At 38.1% G+C, this 22,093-nt stretch carries 24 protein-coding genes and 1 pseudogene; 21 read left to right on the top strand and 4 right to left on the bottom strand.

The features are described 5' to 3' along the window. The first annotated feature begins 1 nt into the window (after position 1). The 10 genes and pseudogenes from AC3WSK_RS21700 to AC3WSK_RS21655 all read left to right on the top strand — a co-directional run. A complete protein-coding gene (locus AC3WSK_RS21700) occupies positions 2–205 on the top strand; it encodes a hypothetical protein (RefSeq protein WP_492412337.1) in 204 nt (67 codons plus the stop codon). Between the two features lie 100 nt (positions 206–305). Then, the gene (locus AC3WSK_RS21695; RefSeq protein WP_492412335.1) at positions 306–2,060 is read left to right on the top strand and encodes a glycosyl hydrolase family 28-related protein; all 1,755 of its coding nucleotides are present in this window, start codon (positions 306–308) and stop codon (positions 2,058–2,060) included. Between the two features lie 13 nt (positions 2,061–2,073). Beyond that, positions 2,074–2,355 (top strand): hypothetical protein, encoded by a 282-nt coding sequence (locus tag AC3WSK_RS21690; RefSeq protein ID WP_492412333.1) that lies wholly within the window; start codon positions 2,074–2,076, stop codon positions 2,353–2,355. 155 nt (positions 2,356–2,510) lie between these two features. Beyond that, positions 2,511–2,798 carry a hypothetical protein gene (locus AC3WSK_RS21685; RefSeq protein ID WP_492412331.1) on the top strand — a complete coding sequence of 96 codons (288 nt, stop codon included), beginning with the start codon at positions 2,511–2,513 and terminating at the stop codon, positions 2,796–2,798. 259 nt (positions 2,799–3,057) lie between these two features. Further along, complete coding sequence (locus AC3WSK_RS21680; RefSeq protein ID WP_492412558.1) at positions 3,058–5,031, top strand: phage tail protein; 1,974 nt, start codon at positions 3,058–3,060, stop codon at positions 5,029–5,031. 88 nt (positions 5,032–5,119) lie between these two features. Continuing rightward, positions 5,120–5,473: a phBC6A51 family helix-turn-helix protein gene (locus AC3WSK_RS21675; RefSeq protein WP_492412329.1), complete on the top strand. Its 354-nt coding sequence runs from the start codon at positions 5,120–5,122 to the stop codon at positions 5,471–5,473. Positions 5,474–5,914: 441 nt separating this feature from the next. Beyond that, entirely contained in the window at positions 5,915–6,502 is a 588-nt protein-coding gene (locus AC3WSK_RS21670; protein ID WP_492412327.1) for a recombinase family protein, read from the top strand. A 197-nt stretch (positions 6,503–6,699) separates the two neighbouring features. Next, positions 6,700–7,278: a tetratricopeptide repeat protein gene (locus AC3WSK_RS21665; protein ID WP_492412325.1), complete on the top strand. Its 579-nt coding sequence runs from the start codon at positions 6,700–6,702 to the stop codon at positions 7,276–7,278. A gap of 143 nt (positions 7,279–7,421) precedes the next feature. Next, positions 7,422–7,802, top strand: coding sequence for a helix-turn-helix transcriptional regulator (locus tag AC3WSK_RS21660; protein ID WP_492412323.1), 381 nt, complete (start codon positions 7,422–7,424; stop codon positions 7,800–7,802). 152 nt (positions 7,803–7,954) lie between these two features. Then, positions 7,955–8,050, top strand: a pseudogene (locus tag AC3WSK_RS21655) (iron-sulfur cluster assembly accessory protein); the annotation flags it as partial. 259 nt (positions 8,051–8,309) lie between these two features. On the opposite strand, the gene AC3WSK_RS21650 reads toward AC3WSK_RS21655, so the two are convergent. The 3 genes from AC3WSK_RS21650 to AC3WSK_RS21640 all read right to left on the bottom strand — a co-directional run bounded on the left by AC3WSK_RS21650 (position 8,310) and on the right by AC3WSK_RS21640 (position 10,609). Next, positions 8,310–8,714 carry an NUDIX hydrolase gene (locus tag AC3WSK_RS21650; RefSeq protein WP_079561505.1) on the bottom strand — a complete coding sequence of 135 codons (405 nt, stop codon included), beginning with the start codon at positions 8,712–8,714 and terminating at the stop codon, positions 8,310–8,312. A 12-nt stretch (positions 8,715–8,726) separates the two neighbouring features. Then, the gene (locus tag AC3WSK_RS21645) at positions 8,727–9,149 is read right to left on the bottom strand and encodes an NUDIX domain-containing protein (RefSeq protein WP_427484735.1); all 423 of its coding nucleotides are present in this window, start codon (positions 9,147–9,149) and stop codon (positions 8,727–8,729) included. Positions 9,150–10,117: 968 nt separating this feature from the next. Beyond that, positions 10,118–10,609 carry a CarD family transcriptional regulator gene (locus tag AC3WSK_RS21640; protein ID WP_079561508.1) on the bottom strand — a complete coding sequence of 164 codons (492 nt, stop codon included), beginning with the start codon at positions 10,607–10,609 and terminating at the stop codon, positions 10,118–10,120. A gap of 136 nt (positions 10,610–10,745) precedes the next feature. On the opposite strand from AC3WSK_RS21640, the gene AC3WSK_RS21635 reads away from it, so the two are divergent. The 6 genes from AC3WSK_RS21635 to AC3WSK_RS21610 all read left to right on the top strand — a co-directional run bounded on the left by AC3WSK_RS21635 (position 10,746) and on the right by AC3WSK_RS21610 (position 17,130). Next, on the top strand, positions 10,746–11,198 hold the full coding sequence (locus AC3WSK_RS21635; protein WP_346426990.1) for a MarR family winged helix-turn-helix transcriptional regulator: 453 nt from the start codon (positions 10,746–10,748) through the stop codon (positions 11,196–11,198). A 346-nt stretch (positions 11,199–11,544) separates the two neighbouring features. After that, positions 11,545–12,042, top strand: a complete 498-nt coding sequence (locus AC3WSK_RS21630) for an NUDIX hydrolase (RefSeq protein WP_079561509.1) — start codon at positions 11,545–11,547, stop codon at positions 12,040–12,042. A 23-nt stretch (positions 12,043–12,065) separates the two neighbouring features. Continuing rightward, positions 12,066–13,817, top strand: a complete 1,752-nt coding sequence (locus AC3WSK_RS21625; RefSeq protein ID WP_492412556.1) for a LytS/YhcK type 5TM receptor domain-containing protein — start codon at positions 12,066–12,068, stop codon at positions 13,815–13,817. A 4-nt stretch (positions 13,818–13,821) separates the two neighbouring features. Continuing rightward, positions 13,822–14,568 (top strand): LytR/AlgR family response regulator transcription factor, encoded by a 747-nt coding sequence (locus AC3WSK_RS21620; RefSeq protein WP_427484733.1) that lies wholly within the window; start codon positions 13,822–13,824, stop codon positions 14,566–14,568. Positions 14,569–14,686: 118 nt separating this feature from the next. Continuing rightward, positions 14,687–16,480 carry a carbon starvation CstA family protein gene (locus AC3WSK_RS21615; protein ID WP_427484732.1) on the top strand — a complete coding sequence of 598 codons (1,794 nt, stop codon included), beginning with the start codon at positions 14,687–14,689 and terminating at the stop codon, positions 16,478–16,480. 320 nt (positions 16,481–16,800) lie between these two features. Next, on the top strand, positions 16,801–17,130 hold the full coding sequence (locus tag AC3WSK_RS21610; RefSeq protein ID WP_079561513.1) for a YuiB family protein: 330 nt from the start codon (positions 16,801–16,803) through the stop codon (positions 17,128–17,130). 308 nt (positions 17,131–17,438) lie between these two features. On the opposite strand, the gene AC3WSK_RS21605 is transcribed toward AC3WSK_RS21610, so the two are convergent. After that, positions 17,439–17,921, bottom strand: a complete 483-nt coding sequence (locus AC3WSK_RS21605; protein ID WP_323648097.1) for a divergent PAP2 family protein — start codon at positions 17,919–17,921, stop codon at positions 17,439–17,441. A gap of 113 nt (positions 17,922–18,034) precedes the next feature. On the opposite strand from AC3WSK_RS21605, the gene AC3WSK_RS21600 reads away from it, so the two are divergent. The 5 genes from AC3WSK_RS21600 (at position 18,035) to AC3WSK_RS21580 (ending at position 21,764) form a co-directional block, all read left to right on the top strand. Continuing rightward, entirely contained in the window at positions 18,035–19,543 is a 1,509-nt protein-coding gene (locus AC3WSK_RS21600; protein WP_427484731.1) for a leucyl aminopeptidase, read from the top strand. Between the two features lie 67 nt (positions 19,544–19,610). Next, entirely contained in the window at positions 19,611–19,817 is a 207-nt protein-coding gene (locus tag AC3WSK_RS21595; RefSeq protein WP_079561516.1) for a hypothetical protein, read from the top strand. Positions 19,818–20,085: 268 nt separating this feature from the next. Beyond that, the gene (cobA, locus tag AC3WSK_RS21590) at positions 20,086–20,862 is read left to right on the top strand and encodes a uroporphyrinogen-III C-methyltransferase (RefSeq protein WP_079561517.1); all 777 of its coding nucleotides are present in this window, start codon (positions 20,086–20,088) and stop codon (positions 20,860–20,862) included. Between the two features lie 12 nt (positions 20,863–20,874). After that, positions 20,875–21,615: a sirohydrochlorin chelatase gene (locus tag AC3WSK_RS21585; RefSeq protein WP_427484730.1), complete on the top strand. Its 741-nt coding sequence runs from the start codon at positions 20,875–20,877 to the stop codon at positions 21,613–21,615. Beyond that, the gene (locus tag AC3WSK_RS21580) at positions 21,615–21,764 is read left to right on the top strand and encodes a YezD family protein (RefSeq protein ID WP_079561519.1); all 150 of its coding nucleotides are present in this window, start codon (positions 21,615–21,617) and stop codon (positions 21,762–21,764) included. Before AC3WSK_RS21585 ends, AC3WSK_RS21580 begins: the two co-directional genes overlap by 1 nt. Positions 21,765–22,093: the final 329 nt, after the last annotated feature.

The raw sequence follows: 22,093 nt of genomic DNA, 5'->3' as shown, positions 1-22,093 counted from the left end.
TATGCAAAATTACAATATCGTACGATCAGAACTAACAAAAAAATTGGCGGAAGGAACAGTTAATCGAGATGACATTTCTGCGGCTATGCAAACGGCTCGTGCATTAGGTTCAGAAAGTGCTCGCGTTCTTTATGTACAAATTAAACGACAAGTTGAGGCAAATGAAGAAAAAGAATCAACGGAAATTGAGCCGGTAGACGCATAATAAATCAAAGCAAACTGAATAACGCAAGGCATGACGTTTTAATCGACGTTGTGCCTTTTTATAGTTTCACAAATAAAAAAACGAACGGGAGGAATTACGAATGAGTAGCGAAAAAACTCCGAATTTAGAATTGCATAAATGGGAAGCAACTGACTACGTGCAGAGAACGGAATTTAATGATAATTTCGGGAAAATCGATGACCATGCGAAACAAGTTACTGAACAATTAGCTGATATAGCGATAAGTGTAAAAACCTTTGGTGCAGTTGGGGACGGGATTACAGATGATACCGATGCCATTAACAAAGCAATTGATTTCCTTAAATTAATTCCAAACCCTACTCTATATTTTCCGAAATCATTGGGATATTGTGTTTCTAAAACAATTGTTATTCCAAACGGGATAAACGTTAATATGGATGATCCATTGATTTATATAGGTACAGAAAATATTCCTGCTCTTGTAATAGGTGTAGTTGAAGAAGCAAACCAAAATAGGGTATTGAAGCTACAAGTAGAGAGAAAATTCATGTCAGACTGGAGTAGCGAAAATAGTGTTGGCATACGCTTCACCAATACTTACGAATCAGATATCACTATCATGAAGGCTTCCAAATTTACCATTGGAGCTCAGTTCCAAGGAGACGGAAAGGGCTTTGTTTATAACGAAGTATCTTTATATTCAATAATAGGAAATAAAATTGGTCTCGATCTAACTTCTAAAAACGGAGGTTGGTGTAACGAAAATAACTTTTACGGTGGCAGAATAGCTGTCCTTAGTAGTCAAGGAACAGGGAAGAGCCGATATGGAATCCGCATAACCAGCGAAGATGGATATATACAAAATAATAACGTATTTAATAAGCCTAATATCGAACTTAAGGAACACGTTGCAAGCCCAAATGAAGCAATTCCTGTTTTAATTGAATATGGATCTCAAAATACATTTAAGACTTGTAGAACTGAAAGTAACAATGACGTATTTGCAAGAATAACTAACGGATCAACAGAAAATAAATTTCACATTGGATATGGTTCTCTGAACACGAAATTAGATGACCAGAGCAGATATCCTGCTTCTAAGTTAGAAATGAACAGGAGTCTAACGAGGGAACGCGATGGCCAACTACTGTATTCGTTGCATAATATTCAAAAACGAGCTTGCTATTATGATGGTTCAACATCTTATCATGTGCCTGGCATGTTTTCTCGCACATCTGGCAATAACGCTTTTAGCAAGAGTATACAAGGACTTACTGTCACAGACGATTACGTTGAGCTTGGTACTGCAAGGGCTTTAGGTGTTGTAGTTGATTCGAGAGTCGTTAAGAAATTCCTAGTCCGCAGAGAGAATGACGAGGGTTATCCGGGTCGTGTTTCTATTTGCTGTTATGATAAGAATGGCAGAATCCTAACCAATACTGGTTCAAATCATCCGTATGTTAAGAGCATGTCATACACTTCTTTTAACTATGATACAAATTACGGTGGTTCTTATCGTATAGTTGCTGATTATGGTAATGACATATATGTTCATGTAAATGATGATGTTGCTAAGATTGCCATTATGTTTAATAACGGCACACAACCATGTCGACTACGAGGTTTTGCTATTTACGGCTTAGACGGAAAATATGCATCAGTATCATCTGGTTACGAAGATATCATTCCTGGAGTTAACATAGGCATCTTAAAACCAACAGCTGGGACATGGAATAAAGGTAAAATTGTTCTCAATGATAATAAGGTTGAACTCGGTAATATCGGAAGTAAATATGTTGTTGACGCATGGGAGTGTATTGCGGACGGAACACCTGGAACATGGATTGAAAAAAGAAGTTTGACAGGAAATTAAGGAGGGTGTAAGTATGGGAATTATTAAACCAATCGAAACAGGTTCAGGAATTGTGGTCAACGAAGCGTATGGTCGAATCGACACGTTAAGCGGATCAAAGTCAGGGTTAGATATTACAGTAAACTACTATGTCAGTCAAGGAGCATTTCACGAAGGAAAAGGAATTATTGAAAAAGAAATCCACCATTTTGAGCCATCTGTTGGTGATGTAGCACCGAATTTCATTAAACAAGGCTATGAATATATCAAAACTCTTCCAGAATTTGAAGATGCACTTGATGTTTTAGATGATTAGCATGTCACACACGTCGCATATTGTTCTGTAACACCGTACCTAACAGAATTACAAATATTTAATGTGAGCGTCCTCGCTTTGAGGGCGCTTTTATTTTGGGGCGCTCGGACTATCGGGCGTCTTTTTTTATTCCAAAACGCAAAGGGGATGCAGAAATGAAGAAATTAACGGCTCAACAAAGCTTATTTTTACGAGCAGGCAGCGTAATTAACGACTTTGAACGGAATAACTTTAAGGTTAGCGCAGATGTTGCCTCTCGAGCAGAGGAATTAAAACCGCAACTATTACACCTGGTCACATACGATAAAAGCTTTGGATATGAGGCTGGATTGTTCTTAAACGGTTTAGTATTAGCGACGAAGCAAGCAAAAGGACAAGATGTATTAGCGGAGTTCAAGGCTGTATGTGAACGCATTAATGCAGCGCTAGAAGCGAGGTGCTAACTAACGTATGGCTTTCAATTTAACGGCTATCTTTAAGGTCAGAGACGAGGGCAGTTCTAAGCTCCGCAAACTGACCGAGACAATGAATAAGATGAATCGAGTTAGTAAGACAACTAGCGATAGTATGTCAAGAGCGCAATCAGCGACCAATAAGCTTGGAGGTGCAGTATCATCCGCATCTAATCGAATGGGTGGATTTGAAACTCGCGTTTCATCATTGCGCGTGGGTGCTAACGGGTTCAGTGCATCATTGCGTGGGATGCAGAGTAGTTTAATTGGACTCATGGGTGCTTATGCGGGGGTAACGGGGGCAGCCAAATTGTTTAACGCAACAATCGGCGCTGCAGCAAACTACGAACAAAATGCGATGGCAATTAGCGGGATGTTCGGTGACGATAAACAGGCGAAAAAATATCTCCAAATGGTTGAGAAGGCTGCAATTGATAGTCCTGTATTAAATAGTACAGATATGATGACAAACTCAAAGGCGTTCATAGGACTCAGCAAGAACGTTGATGAGCTAAAACAAGTTTGGGGTTTAGTTGAGCGCATTCAAGCCTTTTCTGGCGTAGATACTCAGCAGGCATCTTTCTCGACAAAGGAACTTATGCAAGGCGACTACGTTTCGATGTACGATGCGATAGGGTTAGATAAAAAAGAATTACAGAAGATCACTAAAATGGACGGCTTGTCGGCTAAGATGGCTGGTTTAGATAAATTATTAACCAAAATGGGTGTAACAGATGAAATGGTTAATAAGATGGGAAATACAACAAAAGGCTTGTGGTCCCAACTTGAAGAGAAGTCTCAATCGTTCTTTAAAAATATGGGGATGGAAAGTAACACAAAATTAGGCGACTTCTTACGGCGACTAAACAAGATGTTTGATGGAATTGATACCGAAGCACTCAGTAACAAATTAGGAAGCATGCTCGGAAAGGTCACAGATAAAGCAATTTCGTTGTACGATCTATTTGTTAAATGGCGTAAACCAATCGCATATGCAGCAGGCGCTATAGCAACGTTTACTGGCGCATTAATTGGTTTAGGAGCGATATCCATTCTAGCGAATCCAATCTCGTTAATTGCCGCTGGAATAGCCGCAGCAGCAGTCGGACTTAAAGCACTTTACGATAATAGCGAAACGTTCCGCGGTGCTATCAAAAAAGTGGTTACTGTAGTAAAAGACTTGTGGTCCGTATTTGAAAAAGGCGGTACGAGCGGTTTAATAAGCGTTCTATTTCCGCCAGATGTTGCGAATCAAATAAACGGAATTATTGACGGAATCAAATCGAAAGTTTCAGAGTTAATGACTGCGTTTGAAAACGGAGGCGTAGGCGGAGTATTCGATAAAATTTTCGGAGAAGGCTCGTTTGAAACGCTTAAGACGAAGTTTGAGGAAGTCAAGACGTACGTTACCGAAAAAGTGACGCAATTTCAAGATGGCTTTGACCGTTTAAAAGAGGCGTTCTCTCAGGCGTGGACTACGATATCTGACATCATATCCAATGTTTGGACGATTATCGAGCCTTATTTAAGTGCTTTCTGGAACATGTTACAGGTTCTCGGCGACGTTGCAACGATGGTATTTGATAACGTTATCTCTCCGGCAATCTCATTCCTTGTTCAACTATTCTCGACTCTTTGGTCGATTGCGCAGCCGATTTTAATGGCGCTAGGTCTTGCGTGGGAAGCATTATCCGCAGTTATCAAGTGGGTATGGGACAACGTATTAGCGCCACTTGTAGACTTTATCTTAACTGGCGTCAAAAATGCGATTGATAACTTTTCTGAAGCGTTATCAATCGTGCAAGGTTGGTTCGAAACATTAACGGGTTGGATATCGTCAGCCTACGATAAAATTAAGGACTTCATCGGATTTATCAGCAACGCTAAGATGCCGAGTTGGATTACAAACGGCATCAGCGCAGGCGTAAACTTCGTCGGAGGTTTATTCGGCGGTGGCGATGATAAAAAAGGCGGTAAGAAATCGCATTACAGCGGACTAGACTCCGTGCCATATGACGGATATTCAGCGCGTCTCCATAAAGGTGAACGCGTCTTAACTGCGCGTGAAAATCGGGATTATTCGGAAGGCAATGGTGGTAATGGTTCAGGCGAAGGAGTCGTTATCTCTGGCAACAACTTTACAGTACGTGAAGAGGCGGACATTCATCGCATTGCGTTTGAGTTAGCGAAATTAATCGAGAAGGAGAGGGTGCAAGTTGGCTAAAACAAGCATATAAAAACAAACGGGCAGGCATCGGCTTTTATAGCGGTGCTTGCCGTCTTTTTTTATTTAACGGAAAGAAGGTGATTAGATGATAGTCGGAAAACGATTGTATAAACCGTATGTGGTATCAGATGCGGAGATATCACGCCTTATGCGCGAGTTAAAGGGACATGAAGCGAAGGTTACTGCGATTGTTCTACTCGCTCAAAATGACGGATATTTGACGCAAGAACAGGTCGCGCAATTTGTTGGAGTAACGAGAATGACGCTATATCGTTGGAGACACTTTGATTACGTATATCAGTACGAGCTAGAACGTCAATATGATCGAATGAGCGAGCATTATTCGAAAGAATTTCGCCGGAGCAGTAGACGTAAGTCATCCTTTGAATCGATAATGAGCGATTATGACAACGTAATGATGATGATGGGTTTAACGTAAAGGTGAAATTACGAATTGCGCAAATCACTTTATATGACGCAGTTTTAATGTTACATTTTCCCCGTTGGAGAACGTTTTTGGGGCGCAAAATGTCGGGCAGACGCCTTTTATGGACGCGCCCTTAAAACACTTTGGGAAGTCACATTACTTTATAAAATGCGTTAGTTTTGCGTTACATATAATAGAGGGAACTCGGATTTTGTACGATTTACATAAGTAAGATGACGTAATGTTAGCGCTTATTACAGGGGGCAGGATGTCGGATTGGACGGGGCGGTCTGAAACTTAAGGGGTTGCATTACCGATAGAGTACACTTATGTGGTAACGAAAATGAATACTCACAATCGTTGATATAGCGCTATTCTTTAATTACCGTTTGACTGTTACCGTAATTATTGGTACGATAATGGTAACAATAGCAGATGGAAGGCGGTAATATTATGGCATTAATCGGGTATGCTCGCGTAAGTACGAAGGATCAAAACGATGCTAGACAGTTAAAGGCGTTAAAGCTAGCCGGGTGTGGACTGACTTATACGGAGAAGGTTAGCGGTAAGGATATGAATAGACCGGAACTACAACGTATGTTAGAAGAGTTACAACCAGGCGATGTTATCGTTATACACGAATTAAGCCGCCTGTCTCGCTCAACTAAAGACTTACTTGAAATCGTTGACGTTATACAAAGTAAAGGCGCTGGCTTGCGTTCGATTAACGATACATGGCTTGATTTATCCGACGATAATCCAATGAGCGAGTTTATCTTTACGATATTCAGCGGACTTGTACAGTACGAGCGTAAGCTAATTAAGCAGCGTCAAGCGGAAGGAATTGAAATCGCTAAAGCTAAAGGAAAGTTTAAAGGACGCAAAACGAAGTTAGTCGAAGGTGGAGAAGAAGAAGTTAGACGCAACGCTATCATTAAGGATTATCAAGACGGCGTTTCAATCGCTGATATTCGCACAACTTATAAAGTTGGAACGGGAACAATTTACCGATTGCTTGAACGTGAAGGAATAAAACGATAACAAAACGATCAATGAACGAATTAAACCTCGTTTGTTGGTCGTTCTTTTTTTTTGCGTTGAAAGTGCGTGACCCCCAAAGGCCTCGATTCTGACAGGCGTCATCTGCCGTTCGGAACTTACATACAACTTTTTTTCATTTGGGGGGTATAAAAGGAAAAATAATTAATAAGTAGAATAAATAGGTAGGAGGGGTGTAAATGTTATCCATTTTTAAGAAGAAGCCAGGCGGAATTATCCGTCATTTAGCGTTAGAGGATTTTTATAGTACGTTATCCGAGTCGGAAATTGAAGAAATTAAAGATTCTTTAGCTCATCCGTATCAGCTATCGAACAGGCCGTATGTGCGTGATGATTTCGATAAAGGAAATCGTACTTACAGCGGAAGCGCATCACAGTTTTTAGAAAGTTTGTCTGAGGGCTTATCGCCTGATCTTCGTAAACGAGTCTTAATTGAGGCTATAAAACGTGCTACAAATTCTGCGGACAAGCATTTTCCTCGAACAAAGATCGCAGAAATGGCATACAAAGCCGGAGATTTCGACGAATGTGAGCGATATTGCCTTGATGTTATTAACGAATTGGACTTAATTGCGTTTAAAGGTGCGAGAGTAGTTGCGTTTAGCAGGCTCGCTATTATGTACGAAAAGCAAGGCCGGATACAAGATGCGCTTAATATATCCGAACAGGCGTTGAAAATTGGTCAACATGACAAGACTAAAGGCGGTTACGAAGGTCGCATCGAGAAACTAAAACGTAAAGCAAGTAAAATGAAATAACCTTAAACGTTATAAATTACAGAAAACGTAATTAACGCAGTAGTGACGCGGGTTTACGAGGGTTGCGTATTTTAATTAGGTGGTGTATAGTTCGTATTGTTAACGAGTAATTACCGACCATATCGCGCGCGTGTTTCGGAAGAATGGGGACACAATCTATGGATGAAAAATTAATTAATCAGACAGAATTAGCAAAGATGTTAGGTGTAAGTGTATCGACTATTGCTAGGTACAGAGAAAAGTTTCAATATTTTCTTGGTACATTCTCGCAACCTATGGGGAATAGTGTTCTATTTAATGAATTGGAAGTCGATGCTATGACGTATGCTAAACATAGAGTATCCGGTACAGTTTTTATGCTAGACGCAGTTAAAAAGGCTATAAAGAAGTTTTACGGTATAGATGTTCAAGATGTAGGTTGTGAAAATTGTGCGATGTTAGAAAGTGAAATCGCTTATAAAGATGAAGTGATAAGGCAGCAACATACGTTACTTTCAACGTTAACAGCCAGGTCTATTAAATAGTTACTTGCGGTTCTAGTAAGTCTACATATATAATGTAAGAAAGTAATCTATCGTTTTAATAATACGTAAGTGTTGTAAAATACGTCGTATTCAAATACCGATAAAAAATACGTACAGTAGGCGTTCATGCTTACGAATAGTATACCGTTCAATTCACGATCGATAATCCAAATGCTATCGCATCATGTGGCTGTGGTACGTCTTTCAAAACAGCAAAACGTGAAGGTACACCTGAGATTTGTGATTAAAAAGTAAATGTCTAAATGTTGAAGTAGAGTTGTAAATAACAGTAGAAATTGCTGTGTATAAAATTCAAATGTGTAAACACAACCCTAAAATGAGGCATTTAGGATTTGATACCAAGCCTTTTTGATTTGTATGTTGAGAAAACATAACGAATTGAGGAGGCTTTTTAATATGGCTTTAAAAAGAAGAAACGAACAACTAAAGTAAAATGGCAATGGGCAAGGAATATCCATCTATAATAGGTAACAACGAACGCGTACTTTAAAGTAACTCAAAAACATTATGTTTTTTGTAATCATGAATTATTGTGTGGGGTAATAATTCCATCAATTCTTCTTTAGTAGCCCACATAAATTGCTCATGTTCATCCGAGAGAGATATTTCATCATTTTGACATTCGCAAAGAAATGTAAGAAGTACAATTTGTCGTGTTTTATGAGTTAAAAAGGTCGTAGAAAAAAGATGCGTCCTTACGCTAATAGTTAAACCAACCTCTTCAAGAAATTCCCGTTTTAAAGCGACATCAAATGATTCTCCAAACTCTAAAACACCACCAACGCTTTCCCATGTACCTGCCCCTGTTTCATCAAAAGCAGAGCGCTTCACAATTAACATTTTATTATTTTTTATCAAAATACCTTTGACTGCTACTTTTATTTCTTTCATTATGCACCTACTTTAGAACAGTACTAATTCCGCATATTTGATATATTCTTTTAAAAATACAGGTGCTTGAGGGTTGTTAAGTATTTCTTCCGCTGCTAACAAAAATATTTTTTCTACTTCGTCAGGCTGTTTAACAAAAAAATCACCTGATTCATATTCACAAAGGAAAATAACATTAACAACGTTTTCACCTTTATCTGTTACAAATGAAGCGCTATGTATATATTTCAAATTCTCTTTAATCTTAATGCCAATTTCTTTGGAAATTTCTCTTTTCAAAGTTTTTTCTAATATATTTGATGAATTTCCTTCAATCTCTACTTTTCCATCAACAAGCGAAAGTAATCCACTGGCATGTTCTTCTTTTTTATTGCTCTCAATAATGAACCATTTATCATCTTTCCTTATGGCTCCTTCAACATTGACAATAAACAAATCTAACACTCCTTATATATTGCAATTATATATAACTGAAAATTCGGTCTATATAAAAATAACATAGTAAATTGTAATTTGGAAGTTAATTAGCAAATGTATAGTAGAAGAGATTAAGCCTTCCCATAGGATAAAGTGATAAGGTTTAAATCACTTTTCATCGGAGGGAGATTAATTGTTCAACGAGCCTGCAATCGTTTTAGGGCATAACAAAAGGACTCGCAAATCTAAAAATTAATTATAAATGCAAGTCCTCTGAAAGATCAGTTAGTTCAATAATATTTCTTTTTTTCGTTGAGAATGGTAAATCGGCTAATACAAAAATGAATGATATAAATGCTGGTGTAAGTACAATATTGTAAAAATTTATTTCTGATGGTTCTTTTACATAGTAAAAAATAAAGTTGCAACAACTAATTAGAATGAAACTAATTATAATAAAAAAGAACCTCTTTCTTTTATCCTTCTTATTTAGCTTTCTAAAATTTATTATTGTTACGGTTACTATATAAATAATGAATAAAACAAGAAAAATTAAATAATACAATATAAACTTAGCTGCAAATACACTTCCAATATCCTTATACGCAATAAATAATGAAATGATCATACCTACCAAAACAACCATAGATATAATGATTGTAAAAATGCTTTTCTTCAATTAATTGATACCTCGAAATTCTTATGTATTACAATTATTTTCTCAAAAATTTGGAATTCTGTTAACTGGTAAAATAATGTAATGAGTATTACCTAATCATTCGCCACAGGCTATGCTATGTTCATTGATTCACATAAAAAATTCATTCAAATGAATGGTACAGGGGAAGCCTATACAATCAAGAATGATAACAATTTTTTCGGTATTTTAGAAAATGGAGCAGAACCTTTTTATATTTCTTTTTAAATAAAAAATAAGGCCACGATATTTCTAATCGTGGCCCTATTAATGTACCAATATCTCACTGCTAGTGAAGCTGTGTTAATACATAATCATAAATTTCATCTGATGATTTATTAAGAGCTATGGAGAACTCTGAAAAAATGTTCTCTTGTAAAGATTGCAGTAATTTCTCTTCTTGGTTAGGGAATTTTTTTTCGCTAGCACTATATTCAATCTTTTTTCGTAACAATGTGTTTAAAAGGTTTGCTTGTTTTTGGCGATTACCGGATTTAAATATTTCTAGATAAAATCTTGATCGATGAGTGTTTTGTTCAATCCATTCTACACCAGGTGAAGTGAATGAATGTAAAATATTGAGTGCTTCTTCTTTTTTAATAATGTCTCTAAGGTGTTTTTTTGAATTGTCAATAGGGGTACGAATGACTAATTGTGGTTCATTTAGTGGTTGTAAAACGTAATATGTTTTTGTAATGTCGTTAAAGGTTTGTTCACAAATATCTTTAATGGAACAAAGTCCATGTGATGAATAAATGACTACATCGCCAACATTGTACATGTATATTCCCTCCAACAAACTATATTGTCAACTAAGTTGACTAAATTAATTGTAAGCAATTATAAGAATTTTGTCAACTTGATTGACGATTGCTGTTGTTTTTTTGTATATTAGTAACGAAAAATATGGAATGAAGGTGAACCAGTTGAAGGACGAATTGCAGAATCGAGATGTAATTGACTTGTTGAGCGAACGTCACGAACTACTTCGACGACTTGCTGAAGAGAAGTGGAATAAGCATCATAATATTTATATTTCTAACTCTGAATGGTGTATTTTGGGGATAATTTATAAAAAACAATTTATGATTTCAGACGTTGCTAAGGGTGTTGAATTTACAAGACAAGCAACCCATAAATTTATAAAAAGTTTGGAAGCAAAAGGATTAGTGAAGGTTACTGATGTCGAGCATAGTAAAAAACATAAAGCAATTCGTATGACTGATTTTGGTCAAGAATGTTTTGAAAAGAACGAATGTTATAAAGCTGATATTGAACAGCAACTAATTAATACTATAGGAGCAGATCAAGTAAACAATTTAAAAAATATATTAAAGCTTAATTGGAATATGGAGCAATTGGAAGCATAATATTCGTTGATCTAGTCTGTGGTGCTAACGAAGTACCCTGTTTTAGCAAATATACTACACTGCTTTGAAAAAAGTAAAAAAGCCTCTCCGTTATGGAAGAGGCTTTTTAACTTCTTTTAGCAATTTTTTTGGTAGCGAAAGCAAAGCTCAGCGGCAATTACGCCAAGGCGAAATCAAGCACACGTTATGGTGATGGTCCTGTCATTTGTATCGGTGCGGCATATTTATAAAATTGGTGTACGTATGTATTTTATTATCGAGAGTATAGAGTAACCGAAAAATTCTGAATAAATACTTCTAAATATAGAAAATAGGCCGTTATAATAGTGATATAGAGGTGAAGGATATGAGAAAAGATAGAGGAAAAGTTTGGTTGGGCGTTGCGGGGGTAACCGTAAATGAGATAGGGCAATGGCTAGTTGTCAAAAAGGCCTATAGCGGATTAAAGGGAAGATGGTCGTTGCCGGCTGGTTTTGTCAATGCTGGTGAAACGGTAGATGAGGCTGTTGTTCGTGAATTAAAAGAAGAAACGGGTATTGATTGCTATGTATCAGGCTTAATTGGTTTTCGAACGGGTGTGATTCGTGGTGACATTAGTGATAATATGGCGATATTTTATTGTCGGATGAAAGATGAGCAACAGAAGATTTGTCTTCAGGAAAAAGAATTATTAGAGGCGAAATGGATGTTTCCAAAGGAGCTAGCTCAAGATGAGATGACATCAGTGATGTTAAAAGAAATGGCATCTAACCAATTTGAAAAGCACCAATTAGAGGGGATAGAAGGTATAAATCCAGGAGATGTCTTTGGTTATTCCTCTTATAAATTGTTCTTTAAAAAATAGAGTGACAGGGGAGGGGACCTATGATGGAACTATTTTTATTTATGTTAGAGCGAGTAGGACTAATCATTGTGTTTGCCTTTTTAATGTCAAGGTGGCGCCTCTTTCGGGGCATGCTATTTCAGGATCAAGGGGTTCAGGAAAAAGTTTGGCTCATTATTATTTTTAGTGCTCTAAGTATAGTGAGCAGCTATACAGGGATAAAAATCGAAGGTGGTACTATTTATCCTTTAAATCAAATGATACATAGCACTATAAATGCGGAGGAGGCAATTGCGAATACGAGGCTAATTGGCGTAGCAATTGCGGGTATTTTTGGTGGGCCACTTGTTGGCGTTAGTGTGGGGATTATTGCAGGGATTCATCGTATTACCCTTGGCGGTTTTACAGCGGTTGCCTGTGGTGTTTCTACTATACTAGCAGGATTCATCACAGGTGGTTTAAGTAGGCAATTAAAAATACGTCAAACCTTCTCCTATAAAAAGGCTGTTATGATCGGAATTTGTGCAGAAACTTTACAAATGATTGTTATTTTAATAATAGCAAAGCCTTTTGGACAAGCTTTGCAATTAGTTTCTTTAATCGCTCTACCAATGATTATTATGAATGCCCTTGGGATTTTAATATTTTTCATTATTATTAAAACGTTTATTGATGAGGAAGAACGTACAAAAGCATTACAAACACATCAAGCATTTTCAATTGCGCAACAAACAATCGAACATTTTCGTAAAGGGTTAAATGAAGAATCATGCCGAACGGTTGCGGAGATTATTAAAAGAGAAATTAAGGTTGAAGCAGTCGCGATTACAGATACAAATGGAATATTAGCACATGTAGGAGTAGGTGAGGATCATCACGTCATTCATCAAGAAATAATAACAGCTTTAACGAAGCGAGTGTTAGTAGAAGGACGCATTATTACAGCGACGTCCGCAAAAGAAATCAATTGTCCACATGAAGATTGTCCGCTAAGTGCTGCGATTGTCTTACCATTAAAAGTACAGCATAAGACGGTAGGTACCTTAAAGCTATATTTTATTAATGTTTCTTCATTGACTGGGGTGAAAAAGGAGCTAGCTGAAGGTCTCAGTCGACTATTTTCCTCGCAGCTTGAATATGCTGAAATTGAGCAGCAAAGAAAGTTATTAAAGGATGCCGAGATTAAAGCGCTACAAGCACAGGTTCATCCTCATTTCTTATTTAATAGTCTCAATACTATTTCAAGTCTGATCCGAACGGATGCTGATGAGGCTAGAGCTTTATTGATAAAGCTTAGTACGTTTTTCAGAAGTAATTTGCAGGGAGCCCGACAAATGCTGATTCCGTTAAAAAATGAAATTGACCATGTAGAGGCTTATTTGTCGATTGAACAAAAAAGATTTCCAAACCGCTATGATGTGAAGTTTCACTTGGATGAATCACTGTTTGATGTACAAATCCCCCCATTTACCTTACAGCCACTTGTTGAAAATGCCATTTATCATGCCTTTAAAAATCGTAAGGAAGGCAAGATTGACGTTAAGGTGCAGCGAATCAATAATAAGTTATTACTATTAACAGAGGATAATGGCTGCGGGATGAGAAATGAGCAGGTTAAACAGCTTGGCAAAATGATCATGCAATCCGAACAAGGTACCGGGACAGCCTTATGGAATATTTATCAGCGCATCCATGAAATTTATGGAACTGATGCAGATTTTCACATTTCAAGTACGTTGGATGTTGGCACGAAAATTATGATACAGCTGCCATTAAAAGCCACAAGATGGGAGTAGAGAAATGTTAAATATCTATATTGTAGATGATGAACCGTTAGCAAGGGCTGAATTGCGATTTTTATTGGAGCAAACAAAGTTAGTTCAGATCATTGGTGAATCGGATGATCTGGAGGAAATACTGTTGGATCCACAGTTTGAGCAGATCGATTGTGTGTTTTTAGATATACAGCTAGGCGTAAACAATGGCCTTGAATTGGCAAAACAGCTGCAACTAAGTATACGTAAACCTGAAATTATTTTTGCTACTGCTTATGATGAATATGCATTGCAAGCATTCGAAGTGAATGCCTTTGATTATATTTTGAAACCATTTGAGCCAGAGCGTGTACAAAGTGCTGTTGAAAAGCTGGTGGCTAAAAGAAGAACAACACAGGTTAAGACGATGGAAACATTAAAGGATATGCAATTGGACAAGCTTGATAAATTAACAGTTTATCTGAATGATCGGATTTTACTTATTAAAATTCAGGAAATTTTATATTGTACATCTGAAGAAAGTAAGACAATTGTTGTCACGGAGAAAGGGAGATATTTTGCTTCAGAGTCATTAGCAGCTTTGGAGAATAAACTTACTTTAAAAGGCTTTGTGCGGGTCCATCGGGCATTTATCGTCAATTTAGAGCATATTGAAGAGCTCGAGCCATGGAGCAGCTCAAAATACAATTTGATTTTGCATAATAGGCATTCGATTCCTGTCAGCAGGCTTTATATGAAAGATGTACGAAAGATATTTCAGCTATCAAAATAACTGCATTTCAACAGTAGAAAACACCCTTTCAACTTGGAATTCTTACATTTTGGTGAATTTTATGAATAATCGGTCAATTCGTTTGCTATGATGTGAAAAAAGTAAAAGGAGTGATAAAATGAATGCTATTACAATTGTGATAGGTTCTATTTGTGTACTGATGATTAGCTATCGTTTGTATGGCATATTTTTCACAAAGAGGGTACTTAAGATAAAAGATGATACGCCCACCCCAGCACACGCTATGGAGGATGGTAAAGACTATGTTCCGACGAATAAATGGGTGACATTTGGGCATCACTTTGCTGCAATCGCAGCAGCTGGACCGTTAGTCGGACCTATTTTAGCGGCACAATTTGGCTATTTGCCTGGGCTCCTTTGGCTGTTAATTGGTGCGGTAATCGGTGGTGCGGTACATGATGCAGTAGTGTTATTCGCTTCAATGCGCCATGGTGGAAAGTCTTTATCTGAGGTCATGAAGAAGGAATTAGGACCTATTGCAGGATTCTGTACAGGCCTTGCCATGCTTTTCATTATTACAATTACAATGGCCGGGCTATCGATGGTTGTCCTTGGTGCGTTAGAGCGAAATCCATGGGGAACTTTTGCGGTAGGGATTACTATTCCAATAGCGATGCTTGTTGGTATTGCTTACCGTAAAACAGGAAATTTAATAGTTACATCGACAGTTGGCTTTATTTTGTTGATGATTGGTGTATTTCTTGGACCGATGATTCAAGGAACAGCATTTGGCGATTTTTTAACGTTTGACCGTGATACTTTAGCTATTATTTTACCGATTTATGCATTCTTTGCAGCGGCATTACCTGTTTGGCTCTTATTAGCGCCGCGTGATTATTTAAGTAGTTTCATGAAAATTGGTGTATTTATTGCTTTAATCATCGGGGTCTTTTTCGTTAACCCAGTTATTCAATTCCCGCCAATTACGGAGTTTATTCATGGTGGTGGTCCAGTAATTGCTGGACCAGTATGGCCATTCGTCTCTATCACAATTGCCTGTGGGGCTATTTCTGGCTTCCATGCTTTTGTAGGCTCTGGGACAACGCCGAAAATGATTGATCGCTGGGAAGATATTCGCATCGTCGGTTTTGGTGCGATGCTCGTAGAATCTTTAGTAGGTGTAATGGCTTTAATTGCAGCAACAGCCCTTCATCCTGCAGATTATTTTGCGATTAATTCAGCCCCAGCAGTCTTTGCTACATTAGGAATGGAGCCTGTTCATTTACATGCTTTAGCTGAAAGTATTGGGATGGATTTAGAAGGACGTACAGGAGGAGCGGTAACGCTTGCAGTTGGGATGACTGATATTTTCACAGGGATTCCTTGGTTTGCTGAACTATCTTCTTATTTCTATCAATTCGTGATCATGTTTGAAGCGGTCTTTATTTTAACGGCTATTGATGCTGGGACGCGTGTAGCGCGCTATTTAATCCAAGATTTTGGCGGCAATGTATACAAGCCACTGAAGCGTACAAATTGGATTCCGGGTACAATCTTTGCAAGTGCACTTGCATGCTTCATGTGGGGCTACTTATTGTATTCAGGAGATATTAGTTCAATTTGGGTATTATTCGGCGTCTCGAATCAGTTGATGGCAACAATCGGTTTAGTATGTGGTGTAACAATCGTATTAAAAGTTGCAGATAAGCGAATCTATGCCTTAACATGCTTTATCCCATTAGCCTATTTATATGTCACTGTAAATGTAGCAGGCTTTTGGATGATTAAAAATGTGTATTGGAATACAGCGGCGGCTGGTTACAATATGTTAAATGGTATATTGTCTGTCATTATGTTAATGTTAGGCTTTATCATTGTTATTGCTGCCATTAAAAAATGGGCAGAGCTTTGGAAGTCACCAAAGTTTTTATTATCACAAACAGCTTCATAATGAAAAGCGAGAAACTATTGAAAATTAGTTGTATACTAGTTTTCAATAGTTTTTTTATTGGCTAATCATCAAGAGTTATGGATGACATATGTTAATTTTATGCCACATATAAGCGGATCTTCGTTACGACTGGGCGACTCCTTGGGGATTAGCGGCACAACGGACGCCCCCCGGCAAAGCGCCCAGTTGGAACGGAAATCAACTACACGTTATGGTGATGATTCCTAAATATGACGAACAAGCGAAATCAAGGATATGTTCATTGAAAGCGTTGTAGTAATCATGTAAACTTATGAGAGGAAAACGGAGGTTATACATACATGGATGGTCCAGTTTCATTAGTACAGTTAATCATTTCAATTTTGTTATTTTTCGTTATGTTCTTTGGTATTGGATTTTTATTGAATATGCTTCTGCGAATGACATGGTTAATGGCAATCGTGTATCCAATTGTTGTTATTTTTATTGTCGATGATGTAAGCTTTTTAGATTATATTTTCAAGCCAGGTTCTGCATTTCCAGCACTTTTAGATAAGTTACAAGCATTGCACCTTGTTGATGTGTCCATTTTATCGGGTGGCTTTGCTGGTTCAATTGTAGCGGGAATTGTCATGATTTATTTACGTAAAAGCGGTTATCGAATGTTTTAATTTCTTTCAGCGGGTAAACATCCGCTGAAAGAAATTAAGCCTCCGGCGGATGTCATGGATTCGAAAAGGAGTGCTTTGTGCTAGCACAAAGCCGATTCCGGACGCAATTTTGCCGAGGCATAATTGATCTTATTTCAGCAGATGTCCAAGCATCTGCTGATTTTTTTATTGAATTTTTCCGATAAATCGTGAACAGCTTCCGATAAATCGTGAAATGTTTCCGATAAATCGTGAAATGTTTCCGATAAATCACAAAAATGTTCCGATAAATAAAAAAACACAGCCTCGGCATGAGGATGTGTCTATTTTTACAAAATAAACTGGTATGTGATGATGGCGATAAAGATTCCAGTCAATGCTCCAAAAAATACCTCGCTCCGTTTATGACCTAGTAATGTTTTTAGCTCCTCCATTTTTTCTTGGCCATCCATTTGCGGCCATTTTTTTAAATCATGAAGCAGTGTTTCAAAGTCCTTTCGTAGTTGATTTAATACTGCTGCATGTTGACCTGCCTGGAAACGTACTCCACTTGCATCATACATGACGATAAATGAAAACATAGCGGCTACGGCAAAAATTGGGGAATCTAATCCTGTTTCATAGGCTATAGAGGTTGTTAGTCCTGTTACGGAAGCGGAGTGTGAACTGGGCATACCCCCGGTGGAAGTAAATAATCCCCAGTCAATCTTTCGAGTCATTAAAAAATGAATAGGGATTTTTACAAACTGTGCGAAGAGAACAGCAAAAAGGGCAACGAGTAAAGGGGTATTTTGAAGTAAACTCATGATCATCACAACCTTCACTTATAATTGCTTTTATTATAACATTCATTATTTTCTAAAAGCCAAATATTACGCGTTTTCTGAAATTTAGGTATAATAGAATACTGAATGGAGGAATGTACATGCATATTGTAAAAGAAGCAAAAACATTTGAAACGATTTCTACTGAAGTGTTAGTAGTAGGTGTCCCTAAACATCGTGAACAAATGCAGGAATGGGCAAGCTTTTCTTCATTTTATGGAGAATCCATTGATGCGTGGATTAGTGCAGGAGATGTATCTACTGCGTTTAAAAAAATGACGAAATTGCCATTCTTGAAGAGCCACGTAAATCTTAAACGCATTTTATTTGTTGGTTTAGATGACCGTAAAGACCTAACAGAAGGCGATATTCGTGCAGCATTTGGGTTGCTTGGCAAGGAACTAAGGGCCTTAAAGGTTAAAGAATATTCCATTTGGCTTGAGTCGTTTACGACAGAATCGATTACTGTAACAGATGTTGCATTTTTAGCTGGTGAAGGAACTGGTCTAGGTTATTATGCAATTCCTCATTATAAAACAACATCAAATGAAGTAGATAAACGTATTGACGCGGTTCATCTTGTAACGTCTGCTAATGATTTAGATGAAGTGGTGGCAAGCTTTGAGGTTGGCGCTATTTATGCAAATGCTGTAAATGAAGCACGTAGCTTAATTAATTGTCCACCAAACTTACTGACAGCGACAGACTTAGCAAATTACGCAGAGTCCCTTGCAGTCGAGTATAATTTTGAAGTGGAAATTTTAGATAAAGCACAATTAGAGGAGCTTGGAATGGGCGGTATTTTATGTGTCAATCAAGGCTCCCATGAAGAACCTCGTTTAATAACATTAAAATATAAAGCGACTGAAGATTTTGATGATCCAATTGGTCTTGTCGGCAAAGGGGTTACGTATGATACAGGTGGCTATTCCTTAAAGCCAAAAGATTCAATGGTAGGCATGAAGGGCGATATGGGTGGCGCTGCAGCTGTGCTAGGTGCCATGAAAATTATTGGTGAATTACGACCTAACAAAAATGTCTTAGCTGTTATTGGCTCTACCGATAATATGGTATCTGAAACAGCATTTAAGCCAGATGATGTCATCACGACATATAGTGGTAAGACGGTCGAAGTGTTAAATACCGATGCGGAAGGACGCTTAGTATTGGCAGACGCTACTACATATGCTAAACAACAAGGAGCTACTTCCCTGATTGATGTTGCAACGTTAACAGGTGGAGTGATTACTGCACTTGGTATGGATAAAACAGGTGCACTTTCTAATGACGATGAATTCTTTGCTGCTTTCATGGAAGCTGCACAGGAGACGGATGAATTTGTGTGGCGTATGCCTTTAACAGAAAATGACAAGAAACGAATTCGTAAATCAGACGTCGCTGATTTGAATAATTCTCCTGGTCGTGATGGTCACATGATTTTTGGCGGAGGCTTTGTTGGTGAGTTTGTTGGTGATACACCATGGATTCATTTAGATATTGCAGGAACGTCAGATGCGATGGCTGTACATGACTTAGGTCCAAAAGGTGGTACAGGTGTAATGGTCCGTACACTAGCAAACTTTGTGCAACGTTTAGGAGAAGAAAAATAGAATAGGCGATGGACGTGTGATATATGCATCTCCCTACATACGATAGAGTAAAAAAGGGAGGAAGCTTATGACATTCTTCGGAGGTTATCCAGGAGGAGGCTTTTGGCCAATCGGCGGGCCGTTTTTGGGAGGATTTTTAGGAAGTTTTCTTGGATCACAGTTTGGCCCATCTCCATTTTTTTCGCCGTTCTATCGCCCATTTCCACCGTTTTACCGACCAGGTCCACCATTTTTCCGACCAGGTCCACCGTTTGGAGGGCATCGTAGATATTAATTCAAATAAAATAAATCTTAAAAAACCAGATGTCAGCAAGCGACATCTGGTTTTTTTTAACAAGTTAAATAAATATCATATTCTAGGTATTAAATAAAGTGTTGACAGAATATACTAAATTATTTATTATTCTTATTGTATTAGTAAGAATTAAATACGTAGCTGACTAGCAAACTAGAGGCTCTTATTATTCACAGGCATTGCTCTGCCCATGGATAATTTGAGTCTTTTTTTATCTCTAAGAAAAGACGAAAGGGAGTGAAATCAAATGGGAAAAGTTTTTATAGTGGGTGCTGGACCTGGCGATGTTGATCTTATCACAGTAAAAGGATTAAGGTGTATCGAATGTGCTGATGTCATCCTATATGACAGACTCATTAATAAGACTCTACTATCCTATGCTAAACGAGAAGCTAAGCTTATCTTTTGCGGTAAGCTACCTCAGCAGCACGCCATGATTCAAGAGCAAATTAATCAAGCACTTGTCAGCTATGCACAGCAAGGATTGATTGTAACGAGATTAAAGGGAGGAGATCCATTCGTTTTTGGAAGGGGAGCTGAGGAAGCAGAGGTACTAGCACAGCATAATATTCCATTTGAAATAGTGCCTGGTATCACTTCAGGGATAGCAGCACCGGCATATGCGGGAATTCCTGTTACACATCGTGACCTAGGCTCAAGTTTTGCTATGGTCACTGGGCATATGAGAGAGGGCAAAGATGATGGAATCCAATGGGAAAGTCTTGTAAAAGGGATTGATACGATTGCTATTTATATGGGGGTCGGTAACCTTCCCTATATCCGTCAGCAGCTGCTCAAGTATGGGCGAGATAAGGAAACACCAATAGCGCTCATCCATTGGGGTACATTTTCTCAACAAAAAACAGTCACAGGGACTTTATCTAATATTGAAGAACTAGTTCAGCGAGAAAATATTCAAAATCCAAGCATAATTGTAGTAGGAAAAGTTGTTACTTTGAGGGAAACACTTCAATGGTTTGAACAAAACATTCCGCAGCCACAGTTAGCAGAAGTTTCTGTGTAAGGATGTGGGTTTATGCAAGCCATTTTATATATCGCTCATGGAAGTAGAGTAAAGGCGGGAGTGGAGCAAGCCGTTACCTTTCTGAAGAGCGTACAACAAGAGATTGAAATACCGATTCAAGAAATTAGTTTTTTAGAACTTGCAACTCCGACAATTGCTGAAGGGATTGCAAGTTGTATTAACCAGGGCGCTACAGCTATAGCGATCGTGCCTATTTTATTGCTTGCCGCTCAGCATGCAAAGCACGATATTCCAAGTGAGATTGATAAAGCAAAAGAAGAGCATCCACAAGTGCGATTTACATACGGTGAACCACTTGGGGTCCATGAATTATTAATTGATACATTACAGACTAGAATTTTAGAAGCAAGGTGCCCGCCTAACAGTGCAAGTGTCTTACTTATAGGTCGTGGGAGTAGTGATCCTGCAGTAAAGAGTGATTTAGCCAAAATTGCAACAAGATTACGTGATAAATACGCTTATGAAGCTGTAGACACGTGCTTTCTTTATGGCATGGGCCCTACGTTCGAAGATTGGTTACAACAAGAGCAGAAAAGGGGCAATCAAGTATTTATAGTGCCGTATTTGTTGTTTACCGGGATTTTGCGCCAAAGCATAACAAGGCGATTACAAGATTATGGGAATAAGAATGTTATTTTATGTGAAAGTTTAGGCTATGACGACAATGTAAGGAAAGTTTTAGTGGAACGTATTTATCAATTATTAAAACTTACTAAGGAAGGTGTTTTGTAATGGTAGATAAAAGGACTGAAAATGTAAATCTTGCATTAGATAATGTCCGCCAAATTTTAAATACTGTGAACCACGGATCGATTACATTGATTGTGCAAAATTCCTATGTGGTCCAAATAGAAAAGAAAGAAAAAATACGACTTCGATAATTTTTAATTTCTTTCAGCAGGTGTCCAAACATCCGCTGAACAGAGGAACTCAGTCTACGAACGCCACTTCCTGTGGCAACGACTGAGTGACCGACATCGTGTCGGCCCTAGTGTTGTTGCTGACGCTTCGCTTTCGCACAGACAAAAACGTGTTGCTGACGCTACGTTAGCACTGCGCTTTCGCACTAAAAACATTTGCAGGCTTAAGCACAAAGCCGATTCCAGACACATTGTTTATCTGCGCGAAAGCTTAGCGTCAGCGGCAATTATACCGAGGCATAATGGATCTTTTTTCAGCAAACGTTTTGTCAGATAAATTATCAATAGAA

Source organism: Lysinibacillus sp. EB271-A1-10B (assembly GCF_058791335.1).
This window is presented reverse-complemented; position numbering and strand designations above follow the sequence as displayed.

Coding starts and splice junctions, on each gene's coding strand:
- AC3WSK_RS21700 (WP_492412337.1), top strand. CDS start 2: ATGCAAAATTACAATATCGTACGATCAGAACTAACAAAAAAATTGGCG.
- AC3WSK_RS21695 (WP_492412335.1), top strand. CDS start 306: ATGAGTAGCGAAAAAACTCCGAATTTAGAATTGCATAAATGGGAAGCA.
- AC3WSK_RS21690 (WP_492412333.1), top strand. CDS start 2,074: ATGGGAATTATTAAACCAATCGAAACAGGTTCAGGAATTGTGGTCAAC.
- AC3WSK_RS21685 (WP_492412331.1), top strand. CDS start 2,511: ATGAAGAAATTAACGGCTCAACAAAGCTTATTTTTACGAGCAGGCAGC.
- AC3WSK_RS21680 (WP_492412558.1), top strand. CDS start 3,058: ATGCAGAGTAGTTTAATTGGACTCATGGGTGCTTATGCGGGGGTAACG.
- AC3WSK_RS21675 (WP_492412329.1), top strand. CDS start 5,120: ATGATAGTCGGAAAACGATTGTATAAACCGTATGTGGTATCAGATGCG.
- AC3WSK_RS21670 (WP_492412327.1), top strand. CDS start 5,915: ATGGCATTAATCGGGTATGCTCGCGTAAGTACGAAGGATCAAAACGAT.
- AC3WSK_RS21665 (WP_492412325.1), top strand. CDS start 6,700: ATGTTATCCATTTTTAAGAAGAAGCCAGGCGGAATTATCCGTCATTTA.
- AC3WSK_RS21660 (WP_492412323.1), top strand. CDS start 7,422: ATGGGGACACAATCTATGGATGAAAAATTAATTAATCAGACAGAATTA.
- AC3WSK_RS21650 (WP_079561505.1), bottom strand. CDS start 8,714: ATGAAAGAAATAAAAGTAGCAGTCAAAGGTATTTTGATAAAAAATAAT.
- AC3WSK_RS21640 (WP_079561508.1), bottom strand. CDS start 10,609: ATGTACAATGTTGGCGATGTAGTCATTTATTCATCACATGGACTTTGT.
- AC3WSK_RS21630 (WP_079561509.1), top strand. CDS start 11,545: ATGAGAAAAGATAGAGGAAAAGTTTGGTTGGGCGTTGCGGGGGTAACC.
- AC3WSK_RS21625 (WP_492412556.1), top strand. CDS start 12,066: ATGGAACTATTTTTATTTATGTTAGAGCGAGTAGGACTAATCATTGTG.
- AC3WSK_RS21620 (WP_427484733.1), top strand. CDS start 13,822: ATGTTAAATATCTATATTGTAGATGATGAACCGTTAGCAAGGGCTGAA.
- AC3WSK_RS21615 (WP_427484732.1), top strand. CDS start 14,687: ATGAATGCTATTACAATTGTGATAGGTTCTATTTGTGTACTGATGATT.
- AC3WSK_RS21610 (WP_079561513.1), top strand. CDS start 16,801: ATGGATGGTCCAGTTTCATTAGTACAGTTAATCATTTCAATTTTGTTA.
- AC3WSK_RS21605 (WP_323648097.1), bottom strand. CDS start 17,921: ATGATCATGAGTTTACTTCAAAATACCCCTTTACTCGTTGCCCTTTTT.
- AC3WSK_RS21600 (WP_427484731.1), top strand. CDS start 18,035: ATGCATATTGTAAAAGAAGCAAAAACATTTGAAACGATTTCTACTGAA.
- AC3WSK_RS21595 (WP_079561516.1), top strand. CDS start 19,611: ATGACATTCTTCGGAGGTTATCCAGGAGGAGGCTTTTGGCCAATCGGC.
- cobA (WP_079561517.1), top strand. CDS start 20,086: ATGGGAAAAGTTTTTATAGTGGGTGCTGGACCTGGCGATGTTGATCTT.
- AC3WSK_RS21585 (WP_427484730.1), top strand. CDS start 20,875: ATGCAAGCCATTTTATATATCGCTCATGGAAGTAGAGTAAAGGCGGGA.
- AC3WSK_RS21580 (WP_079561519.1), top strand. CDS start 21,615: ATGGTAGATAAAAGGACTGAAAATGTAAATCTTGCATTAGATAATGTC.